The 10385-nt window shown below is 69.9% G+C and carries 11 protein-coding genes, 1 tRNA gene and 1 pseudogene; 9 read left to right on the top strand and 4 right to left on the bottom strand.

From position 1 onward, the window contains the following. From AB0C20_RS08880 to AB0C20_RS08870, 3 genes and pseudogenes are all read left to right on the top strand, one after another. Positions 1 to 438, top strand: a 438-nt coding sequence (locus tag AB0C20_RS08880) for a DMT family transporter (protein WP_357567666.1), incomplete at its 5' end; no start/stop codon positions are given. A gap of 58 nt (positions 439 to 496) precedes the next feature. Further along, a complete protein-coding gene (locus AB0C20_RS08875) occupies positions 497 to 1192 on the top strand; it encodes an HAD family hydrolase (RefSeq protein ID WP_357183564.1) in 696 nt (231 codons plus the stop codon). Positions 1193 to 1200: 8 nt separating this feature from the next. Then, a pseudogene (locus AB0C20_RS08870) lies at positions 1201 to 1800 on the top strand (S8 family serine peptidase); the annotation flags it as partial. A gap of 202 nt (positions 1801 to 2002) precedes the next feature. On the opposite strand, the gene AB0C20_RS08865 reads toward AB0C20_RS08870, so the two are convergent. Continuing rightward, positions 2003 to 2413 (bottom strand): hypothetical protein, encoded by a 411-nt coding sequence (locus tag AB0C20_RS08865; RefSeq protein ID WP_357183566.1) that lies wholly within the window; start codon positions 2411 to 2413, stop codon positions 2003 to 2005. 534 nt (positions 2414 to 2947) lie between these two features. On the opposite strand from AB0C20_RS08865, the gene AB0C20_RS08860 reads away from it, so the two are divergent. Beyond that, the gene (locus AB0C20_RS08860) at positions 2948 to 3274 is read left to right on the top strand and encodes a hypothetical protein (RefSeq protein ID WP_357567665.1); all 327 of its coding nucleotides are present in this window, start codon (positions 2948 to 2950) and stop codon (positions 3272 to 3274) included. A gap of 298 nt (positions 3275 to 3572) precedes the next feature. On the opposite strand, the gene AB0C20_RS08855 is transcribed toward AB0C20_RS08860, so the two are convergent. Next, a complete protein-coding gene (locus AB0C20_RS08855) occupies positions 3573 to 4232 on the bottom strand; it encodes a helix-turn-helix domain-containing protein (RefSeq protein ID WP_357183916.1) in 660 nt (219 codons plus the stop codon). A 156-nt stretch (positions 4233 to 4388) separates the two neighbouring features. On the opposite strand from AB0C20_RS08855, the gene cysS reads away from it, so the two are divergent. Next, complete coding sequence (gene cysS, locus AB0C20_RS08850; RefSeq protein ID WP_357183570.1) at positions 4389 to 5804, top strand: cysteine--tRNA ligase; 1416 nt, start codon at positions 4389 to 4391, stop codon at positions 5802 to 5804. Then, positions 5804 to 6937 carry a 23S rRNA (guanosine(2251)-2'-O)-methyltransferase RlmB gene (gene rlmB, locus AB0C20_RS08845; protein ID WP_238659111.1) on the top strand — a complete coding sequence of 378 codons (1134 nt, stop codon included), beginning with the start codon at positions 5804 to 5806 and terminating at the stop codon, positions 6935 to 6937. Before cysS ends, rlmB begins: the two co-directional genes overlap by 1 nt. Positions 6938 to 7082: 145 nt before the next feature. On the opposite strand, the gene ugpC is transcribed toward rlmB, so the two are convergent. Continuing rightward, on the bottom strand, positions 7083 to 8174 hold the full coding sequence (gene ugpC, locus AB0C20_RS08840) for a sn-glycerol-3-phosphate ABC transporter ATP-binding protein UgpC (RefSeq protein ID WP_210780867.1): 1092 nt from the start codon (positions 8172 to 8174) through the stop codon (positions 7083 to 7085). A 341-nt stretch (positions 8175 to 8515) separates the two neighbouring features. On the opposite strand from ugpC, the gene AB0C20_RS08835 reads away from it, so the two are divergent. After that, a tRNA-Thr gene (locus AB0C20_RS08835) sits at positions 8516 to 8592 on the top strand. A gap of 130 nt (positions 8593 to 8722) precedes the next feature. Then, positions 8723 to 9496: a hypothetical protein gene (locus AB0C20_RS08830; protein ID WP_357183920.1), complete on the top strand. Its 774-nt coding sequence runs from the start codon at positions 8723 to 8725 to the stop codon at positions 9494 to 9496. Here AB0C20_RS08830 and AB0C20_RS08825 read toward each other — a convergent pair. Beyond that, positions 9484 to 9768 carry a hypothetical protein gene (locus AB0C20_RS08825; RefSeq protein WP_357183576.1) on the bottom strand — a complete coding sequence of 95 codons (285 nt, stop codon included), beginning with the start codon at positions 9766 to 9768 and terminating at the stop codon, positions 9484 to 9486. The genes AB0C20_RS08830 and AB0C20_RS08825 overlap by 13 nt on opposite strands. Positions 9769 to 10156: 388 nt before the next feature. Between AB0C20_RS08825 and AB0C20_RS08820 the strand changes: the two genes are divergently transcribed. Next, positions 10157 to 10360 (top strand): hypothetical protein, encoded by a 204-nt coding sequence (locus tag AB0C20_RS08820; protein ID WP_357567664.1) that lies wholly within the window; start codon positions 10157 to 10159, stop codon positions 10358 to 10360. The last annotated feature ends 25 nt before the right edge of the window (positions 10361 to 10385 follow it).

Genomic DNA, 10385 nt, shown 5'->3' with positions numbered 1-10385 from the left:
GTCGACCCCCGGCTGCCCTCGGTCGCCATGGCCAGCGGTGGAATGGCCGTCGGTGCCGCTGTGCTGCTCCTCGTCGGGCTGACCGGCCTGCTGCCGCTGCACGCCACCTTCGGTGAGGTCACCTTCGCCGGGCAGCCCACCAGCTGGTTGGTGCCCATCGCCGGGCTGTCGCTGGTGGCCGCCGTCATCGCGTACCTCACCGGTATCGCCGGCACCCGCATTCTCGGGCCCCGCCTGTCGTCGTTCGTCGGGCTGACCGAGGTGCTCTTCGCGGTGCTGATCGCCTGGCTCTTCCTGAACGAGCTACCCACCGGCTGGCAGTTGTTCGGCGGTGCGCTGATCGTCGCGGGCGTCGCCCTGGTGCGCCTCGACGAGCTGCGCGGGTCGCCCTCGACGCCCGCGCCGGCCACGCCCGAGCTGGCGCTTGACGGTCGGTGAGGGTTGGCGGTTGGTGTGCCCCTGATCGCCTGAGCATGTCGACGGGAGGGTGGGTGTCGTGCTGACCACTGTGGTGTTCGACGCCGACGAGACACTGTTGGACCTGCGTCCAGCAGTCACGGGCGGGCTGGTGGCGGTCCTCGACGAGATGCGGCGACGGACGTCTGCGGCGGCCGGGGTGACGCTCGCCGAACTGGAGTCGGACTGGGGCGTGGTCTTCGGCGAACTGAGCGCCGCCCCGGTGGCGGAGATCCGGCGCGCCGCACTGGCCCGGTCGCTGGCCCGCGCCGCGCTGGTCGACCACCTGGACGAGATCGCGGACCTATTCTTCGCCCAGCGCTTCGCTCTCACCCGACCGTTTCCGGACGTACCACCGGCGCTGGCCACGCTGCGCAGCCGGTACACGCTGGGCTTCGCCACCAACGGCAACAGCCGCGCCGAGCGGTGCGGACTCGCCGGCGAGTTCGCCTTCGAGCTGTACGCGCACGAGAACGGCCTGCCCAAGAAGCCGGCCCCGGAGTTCTACGCCGCGGTGGTCGCGGCGGCTGGGGTGCCAGCCGGGCGGATCGTGTACGTCGGCGACTCGTGGGAGCACGACGTGGCGGCGCCTCGGCGGGCAGGCCTGCGATCGGTGTGGCTGAACCGGCTCGGCCTGCCCCGACCCCTCGGCTCCCCACCCGACGCCGAAGTCTCCAGCATGGCCGAGCTGCCGGCCGCGCTGGCGAATCTTGGTGTCGACGCGGTGGGTGTGTAGGTCGAGGCGGCCCGCACGTGATCGGCGTGTCGTCGGTTGGCCCGTCCGGCAAGAAGTCGGACTTCTCCAACTACGGCACCGAGCAGATCTCGGTCGCCGCGCCGGGAGGCTGGTTCCGGGACGGCTTCGGCACCGACACCTTCCGTACCGACGCCAACATGATTCTCTCCACGTACCCCAAGCACGTGCTTCAGGAGGAAGAATCGGTCGACGCCGACGGCAACATCGTCCCCGGCTTCGAGAATTCGGTCTTCAAGCAGTGCAAGGCCAACGGTGAGTGCGGCTACTACACGTACCTCCAGGGCACCTCGATGGCGTCCCCGCACGCCGCCGGTGTCGCCGCGCTGATCGTCAGCCGGCACGGCAAGGCGCAGGGTCGGACTGGCTTCGGGATGTCGCCGGACCAGGTCGAGCAGCACCTCTACCGCACGGCCGCCGAGCACGCGTGCCCGGAGCCGCGCCTCCAGCAGTACCGCAACGAGGGCCGGGACGAGACCTACGACGCCTACTGCGCCGGTGGGGTCAACTTCAACGGCTTCTACGGCTACGGGATCGTCGACGCCTACGCGGCGGTGAAGACCCCGCTCAAGCCGAACGCCCGCCCGTAGCGCACATCGCACTACGGAGGTGGCCCAACCGCCACCGTCCTCCGGGGCCCGGTCGACCTTTCGTCGACCGGGCCCCAGGTCGTCCAGGCATGTTGTCACCGGCCGGCGCCCGGCACCCCTCATGATCGACTCGGTTTCCATGAAGGCGCGGTGTTGGTGCCTGAAGGATGGCGCGGTTTCCAGGAACTCGAGTTGATCCCGGTCATCTGGACGATCCCTGTCGCCAGCCGCGGCTGACCAGCGCGTCGCGTACCTCTCGAAGCACCGCCGGGAACTCGCCGTGCAGCCGTCGACTGGTCACGTGCAGGACCAGCCAACCCGCGCCGAGCAGTTGATTCAGCCGGCGGCGGTCGCGGTGCAGCTGCTCTACGTCGGAGTGCCACCTTCCGTCATACTCCACCGCCACCCGATATTGCGGCCAGGCCAGATCGGGGTGCAGCACAATGCCGGTGGGCAGTCGTACCGGGTGTTGCACCGCTGGGCGCGGCAGCCCACCCAGCACCAACCGCACGCGTAGCTGTGACTCCGGCGGCGACTCGGCTCCACCGTCGGCCAGGTCGAACACCCAGCTTGCTCGTCGCGCACCCGGCCGCTCAGCATTGTGTCTAGCCATGGCAGCCAGAGTCTCGCGATCGGCCAGCCCCTGCCCGAGCAGTGAATCGACGATGGGGACCGCCCGGACGGGGTCGAGCCAGACAGCCGTCTCCCAGGCGGCCCGCCCGGGGTCGGATCGGGGGATTGGGAGGTCTTGCCCCCTGGACCTGGGCGGGCTGGCCGCCGCCCACCCATCGCCCCGACCAGGCGCCACCATGCCCCCTGCTCCGACGGACACAGCGGCCGGGCGGGACAAGTGCCGTGCTGGGCGTGGTGACGATCCGCCGGCAGGTGGGCGGACCGCCCCCGCAGGTCGCGTTGCATCACGTGGACTTCCAGCGCTCGGCGTTCGTCCCGCATCCGGCGCTCGTCCCGCGTCTGGGGGTCGTCCCGCGTCCGGCGGTCGTCCCGCGTCAGACGGTCGGATTGCGGCTGACTGATGTCCTGGGGTCGGCGGACGGCTCACGTTCGGTGGCCGGCCCGATAGCCGTCGCGTGGTTGGCGGGGCCGGCTCAGGGGTCTCGCCCGCCGTGAGCGGGGTGATGGCGTTGACGTGCACGCGGAGGCCGCGCTGTGGGCCGATCCGCAGCGGTCGGGGCACGAGGACGTGCACATCGTCGGTGAAGCTCGCGGCGTGTTGGACGCCATGCAGGTAGGCGGCCGACGGGCCGCCGACCACCACTCCGGGCGGCAGCCGGAGGAGGGCGGCGCGACACGCGAGGGCGTGATCACGGTCCAGCCGCGAGTCGGCGTAGATGTCGTGGCGCAACCGCACCCAGGCGGAGTTGCGCAGCTGATGTTCGGTGAGCAGGCCGTCCCGGACAGCGTCGGAGCCGCGGAAGACCTGCCAGGCCAGGGCATCGGGGCGATGCGGACGTAGGGGCATGCCGAGCAGCCTGCCGACCACCGACTGGCCACCGAAACCCCTGTGGACAACCCGGCCCGCGCATGCCGCCGGGCCTGTGGACAACCACGAATCCGACTGCCGATCGTGCTATGGCAACAGCCCAGAACGGCCGACCAACCAGGCATCGGAGCCGTCAACGGGCGGTGATCCACTCGCGTTTCTGAAAGTCGGGCGGTCACCGGCCCTGGGACACCGCGACTTCCGTGAGCCCGAGTCGATCAAGCCACGGGGGCAGGGCTAGCGGTGGTTAGGTGGCGCGCGGCGGTCGGGGTCAGCTGAGGGCGGTGGTGATGGCGCGGGCGGCGGCCAGCACCTCGGGGCCGATCGTGTCGACGTCCAGCGGGGCGAGCGCGACCACGCCGACGCTGGCCTCCAGGCCGGGTACGCCGAGCACCGGTGCGGCAACGCCGTACGCCCCGGCCTGCAATTCTCCGCTGCTACTCACCGGCTCGGCCACCCCGGCGCGACCGGCCAGGATCGCCCGGCCGGCCGCTCCCCGGTCCAGTGGGTGCCGTGCCCCGGTCCGGTACGCGACGTGGAACGACGTCCAGCTCGGCTCTACCACGGCCAAAGCGACGCCCTCGCCACCTTCGACGACGGTCAGGTGCGCGGTCGCGCCTGCCTGCTCGGCGAGGCGGCGTAGCGCGGGCAGCGCACCCTCGGCGAGCAGCGGCTGGGCTCGTCGGGCCAGGTGCAGCAACCCGGCACCGAGGCGCAGGCGACCGTCTCCGTCGCGGCGCAGCATGCCGTGCCCGGTCAGCGCACTGACCAGTCGGTAGACGGCGGCCCGGCCGATGCCGAGCTGATTCGCGGCCTCGGTGACGGTCAGGCCGCCGGAGGCGTCGGCGACCAGGTGCAGCAGCCGCAAGCCCCGGTCCAGCGTCTGCGACGTCTCCCCGCCCCGCCCCGCAACCGCGTCGGCCCGCCCCACGCCAGCGTCCGACGAGTCGGAGGCCGGGTCGGCGGGGGCGGTGGGGTTGGCTGGCGGGTCACCGGAGCCACCGGAGCGTGCGGTCGCATCCACGCCTGGCAGCGTACGACCCGGCACCGGCGGACCCGGACAGGCACGGACAGCTACCCTTGTACGGTGACGCTACGCCTGTATGACACCGCCACCCGATCGGTGCGGGACTTCGTCCCGCGGGAAGCCGGCAAGGTGGGGGTCTACCTGTGTGGTCTCACCCTTCAGGCCCCGCCGCACATCGGTCACCTTCGCTCCGGCGTCAACTATGACATCCTGCGTCGTTGGCTGGTGGCCGCCGGCTACGAGGTCACCTTCATTCGCAATCTGACGGACATCGACGACAAGATCCTGGTCAAGGCGGGCGAGCAGGGTCGTCCGTTCTGGTCGATCGCTTACGCCAACGAGTTGCTGCTCGCCGAGTCGTACCGGTCGTTGAACGTGCTGGCGCCCACCTACGAGCCGCGCGCCACCGGGCACATCCCCGAGATGCATGAGCTGATCACGAAGTTGATCGCCGACGGGCACGCGTACCCGGCGAGTGACGGCTCCGGCGACGTCTACTTCGACGTGGCGTCCTGGCCGGCGTACGGGTCGCTGTCGGGTCAGTCTCCGGACGCCATGCAGTCCGCCGGGGACGCCCCGGATCGGGGCAAGCGGGATCCGCGCGACTTCGCGCTGTGGAAGGGTGCCAAACCGGACGAGCCGGCGGACGCCTACTGGCCCTCGCCGTGGGGGCTGGGCCGTCCGGGCTGGCACATCGAGTGCTCGGCGATGTGCTGGCGCTATCTCGGCCCGGAGTTCGACATCCACGGCGGTGGCCTGGATCTGACGTTCCCGCACCACGAGAACGAGATCGCCCAGTCCCAGGCGGCCGGGTTGCCGTTCGCCCGCTACTGGGTGCACCACGGTCTGTTGAGCATCGGCGGGGCCAAGATGGGCAAGTCCGCCGGCAACGCGCTGGGCCTGGCGTACGTGGACTCGCTCGGGGTGCGGCCGGTGGAGCTGCGCTACTACTACGCCGCCGCGCACTACCGCTCGGTGATCGACTACTCGGAGGATTCGCTGCGCGAAGCGGCCACCGCGTACCGGCGGATCGAGGGTTTCGTGCAGCGGGCCGCCGAGCGGGTCGGTGCCGGGCAGTTCGGTGAGCTGCCCGCCGGGTTCGTCGCGGCGATGGACGACGACCTCAACACGTCCGCCGCGCTGGCCGTGCTGCAACAGCACATTCGGGACGGCAACACCGCGCTGAGCGTCGGTGACGATGTGACCGTCCGCACCACGCTGGCCGTGGTGCGGGCAATGCTGGATATTCTCGGGATCGACCCCCTCGACCCGGCCTGGACCGGTGGCGTCCGATCGGACGACCTTCGTGCCGTGGTGGACTCCCTGATCGCGCTGGCCCTGGAGCAGCGTGCGCAGGCGCGGGGCCGCAAGGACTGGACCGCCGCGGACGCCGTGCGTGACCAGCTCAAGCTGGCCGGCGTGGTGGTCGAGGACACCCCCCAGGGCCCCCGTTGGACTATTGGAGAGCAGGACTGATGGCCGGCAACTCGCAGCGCCGTGGCCGGCGACTGACGTCGAAGGCAGGCGCCCCCAAGGGCACCGGCGGCAAGAACAAGGACTCGTTGGCCGGGCGGGGTCGCACCCTGCCCGCTGACGAGCGGCCGTGGCACAAGGGCTACTCGGGCACCGAGAAGCTGCCCCAGCGCACCGCCTGGAAGCAGGACAAGGAGCGCCGCGCGGCGGCCGAGGAGGGGCGCGCCCCCAAGATCGGCCAGCCGGGCAGCAAGGACACCACCTGGGGTCGGGGTGGCGGTCGGGGCGTACCGGGCGGCCGGGGTGCCGCCACCGGCGGGCGGGGCGGCAAGCCCACCGGCCGGTCCGGCCCTCGGGTCACGCCGGGGCGCAAGTCCAACCCGTCCAAGGACACCCCGGAGCTGCTGGTCGGGCGTAACCCGGTGCTGGAGGCGCTGCGCGCCAACGTGCCGGCGACGGCGCTCTACACGGCCCAGGGCATCGACATGGACGACCGGATCAACGAGATCATCCGGACCGCCGCCGACCGTGGCATCGCCAACCTGGAGATCAGCCGCGCCGAGTTGGACCGGATGACCGGCGGGGTGCTGCACCAGGGCGTCGGCTTGCAGGTGCCGCCGTTCGCGTACCAGCCGTTCGAGGACATGGTCGCCGCTGCCCTGGAGCAGCAGGCTCCGCTGCTGGTCGCGCTGGACGGTGTCACCGACCCGCGCAACCTGGGCGCCGTGATCCGGTCGGCTGCCGCGTTCGGCGCGCAGGGTGTCTTCGTACCCGAGCGTCGTGCCGCCGGGATCACCGCTACCGCCTGGCGGACCAGTGCCGGCGCGGCCGCGCGGGTGCCGGTTGCGCAGGTGACCAACCTGACCCGGTCGCTGAAGGCGTGCCGGGACGCCGGCTTCATGGTCGTCGGTCTGGACGCCGACGGCGACACCGACCTCTACAACCTGGAGGCCGCTGTCGGTCCGCTGGTGGTGGTGGTCGGCTCCGAGGGGCGCGGTCTCTCCCGCCTGGTCGGGGAGACCTGCGACTTGACCGTCAGCATCCCGATGATCTCCGAGGTCGAGTCGCTCAACGCCAGTGTGGCCGCGGCGGTCGCCCTGGCCGAGGTCGCCCGCCGGCGCTCCGTCGAGCTGTAGCGCACGTCGAACGAAGGCCCCCTCCCGCCGAGCGCGGGTGGGGGCCTTCGTCGTCCGGTGCCCAGGCAGGGTGAAGAGCCAATTTTGGTACGACGAAAGGGGCGGCCCGCCGAAGCGGACCGCCCCCTGTCGGTACGGCGTTACGTCAGATCCGGCCACCGGTGGAGGCGTGGAAGACGTGGCTGCGACCGGCAACCGGCCTGACGAACACGGTGTCACCCATGTTCGGCATGTTGCGCCGGTCGGTGCGGACGACGAAGCGCTCCGAGTTGCCACCCAGCGCGGCGTGGCCGTAGACGTTGGCGTCCGAGCCGAGGTCCTCGACCAGCTCGACAACGACCGGCATGCCGCCCTCGGTCGGGCTGACCAGCTCGCAGTCCTCCGGGCGGAAGCCCACTGTGACCTTGCCGTCGCCACCCTCTGCGCGGGCCGCCTCGACCTGCTCGCGGGTCAGCGGGATCTGCAGCTCGGCGAACTCGGCGCCCCGCTCGTTCAGCGGAACGGTCTTGATGTTCATGGCGGGCGAGCCCATGAAGCCGGCGACGAACACGTTGGCCGGGGTGTCGTAGAGCGCACGCGGGGTGTCCACCTGCTGAAGGACGCCGTCGAGCAGCACCGCGACCCGGTGACCCATGGTCATGGCCTCGACCTGGTCGTGCGTGACGTAGACCGTGGTGACGCCCAGCTTGGCCTGCAGGGACGCGATCTGGGTACGGGTCTGCACGCGGAGCTTGGCGTCGAGGTTCGACAGCGGCTCGTCCATGAGGAAGACCTGCGGCTCGCGGACGATCGCCCGGCCCATCGCGACACGCTGACGCTGACCACCGGAGAGCGCCTTCGGCTTACGGCTGAGGTATTCCTCCAGCTGGAGCAGCCCCGCCGCCTCCTTGACCCGCCGGTCGATCTCCGACTTGGAGGTCTTGCGCAGCTTGAGGGCGAACGCCATGTTCTCGTACACCGTCATGTGCGGGTAGAGGGCGTAGTTCTGGAAGACCATCGCGATGTCGCGGGCCTTCGGGGGAAGGTGAGTGACGTCACGCTGGTCGATGTAGATCGAACCGGCGTCCACGTCCTCCAGGCCGGCGAGCATCCGCAGGCTGGTGGACTTACCGCAACCGGAGGGGCCGACCAGGACGAGGAACTCCCCGTCGCCGATCTCGAGGTCCAGCTCGTTGACGGCGGGACGCTCTTGGCCCGGGTAGACCCGGGACGCCTTGGAATAGGTGACCGTAGCCATGGTGAAGCGCTTCCTTTCACCGGCAGGAACGTGCCGGACGATCCGAGTGAAGGAGCAACCGGCACGTGTCCGTGCCGGTTCGGCGGACGGCGGCGCGGTCGCGGGGGCGCCCGGTCGTCGTCCGTGTCAGTGAACCGTAAACGCGTTTACCCGTGCTGCCAAGGCAGGGGGCCGCCCAGCCCACCAGGCGGGCTGCACATTCCGGTCACTCGGGCACGGTCAGACATCAATCGACGCCGTGCGAAACGAGTCTGCGTCGGGTTGTTGACGATTCCCGTTCTCGGGAGGCCACGCGATCGGGATATCCGGACGTCAGTCGCTATGCTGACCTCGACGCACGCGCCCCTGTAGCTCAGCTGGCCAGAGCACTCGCCTTGTAAGCGAGATGTCGCCGGTTCGATCCCGGCCGGGGGCTCCAATTACATCAGACGTTTCCGAGCGGCGCTGCCGTGCTTCTGCCGGTCCGCCCCGAGGGGCAGCCGGGGGTCGACCAAGTTCGCTATCGTGCCCCGTCCCGCCATCAGGCGGCGGTCCACGGGGGAATCACAATGAAACAGAGCACCACTCTGCTCGTGCTGGGTCTGACCAGCGGTCTGTTCTTTGCTGCCGGCTGCACTCCGACGACTGAGCCCACGCGCACCGACGAACCGGTTGTCGCCACCGCCACTGCCGTGCCGTCCCCGACGCCCGACGTCCGCGGTGAGCTGGTCGCGGCATTACAGCGGTCGCAGGGGGCTGCCCACCGGTACGCAGTTCGCGGCAACCTGCCCGAGGGGCAGAACGTCAACGGCACGGGTGCCTTCGATCCGAAGAAGCGTCGTTTCCAGACCACGATCTCGGTCACCGGCGGCAAGTACCCGTCGGCGGGAAGCCGGATCGTGATCGGCAACGACAGTTACGTGCGGCCCTCCGACGAGAAGGACTGGGTGCACGTCGATCTGAAGCGCGTGAAGCGCGACGACCCATTCCTCCGCTTCGACTGGGTCGACCCGACCGGCCTGAAGGCGTTCACCTCGTCGATCGCCTCGGTGGATCGCGTAAACCCACACACCTACACCGGCCGCTTCGACCCCACCGGCAAGGACGCCACGTCGTTCCTCCCCGTGGGCGCACCGAGCATCGTCTCGATCGGCCTACGCCCGTCGCCGTTCACGATCACCACCGACGACAAGGGTTGGGTCACCTCGATCAAGGTGGAGCTGAGCCCCAGCGATGGTCCGAAGCTGACGCTGACCACCACCATGAAAGACCACGGAAAGCCCTTGAAGATCAACGCGCCGGCACGCGCTGGTGAGGCCGCCGACTTCTACTACCGCAAGTAACTGCTCAGCCGCACCGGGCCGGTGTCACTCCCGGCGCACGGTACCCAGTATTCGTCGAGCAGATCGAGGAGGCCGAGCCCCGTGCGTAGCCGCTGCACTGAGGCTAGCCGGTCATCTCCCAGAGCGGCGGCCGACCACTCGTGGGCGAGGTCGTTGTCGGATCGTTCGATGTCACTCGACGAGGTGGATTCCAACCAGCGTCCCTCACCGAGCGGCGTCACGCCCTGTTCGGCCAGCCAGCGCAGCGCGTCGTTCGCCTCAGGTGTGGGCACCCGGGAATTGTCGGGGTCGGAGACAATTGCCGCCAGTGCTGCGGACCCTGATCGTCCACGTGGGGCCCGCTGAGGGCGCTGCCACGAGTCGAGCTTGGTGGAGGGGGCAATGAGATACGTCAGCCTTGAACGAACCAGAGACGGCATCCTCCATGATCCCTCGGCCTACCTCGAGCAGTTGCCGTCGCTTGCCGACTCGTTGCCTGATGGAGCTCGCAGGTTCGCCACGGAACCCGGCCACTACGACTTCTTTGGCCAGCGCTGTGTCAAGAGCCTGAAGCCCACCCGGCTGACGTCCGGTGAGACGGGCGGCAGCCGATGGCTTGAGCTGTACCTCCAGCACAACTGTTGGAAGCACGAGGAAGACCTCACCATTCGCTACCGTGGCGTGCGAAGTCTGACGTTCGAGCCGGCCGACCGAGAGTTGGACGTGGCCCAACTCCTGGACGTGATGCTCGACGAGGTGTTGCCGCACGAGCAGGGGTGCCGGCACGAGATCGCCTGTCTCGCCGGCAGGATGATCGTGACGAGTGAGGACCTCACCGCAACCTGGGAGTACGCCGACTGTCCGGAGCGCGAGGCCAACCGGTAGGCAGACGCCGCCGGCGGTCCGGCAA

Source organism: Micromonospora sp. NPDC048843, assembly GCF_040649965.1.
Taxonomy (GTDB): Bacteria; Actinomycetota; Actinomycetes; order Mycobacteriales; family Micromonosporaceae; genus Micromonospora; species Micromonospora hortensis.
This window is presented reverse-complemented; position numbering and strand designations above follow the sequence as displayed.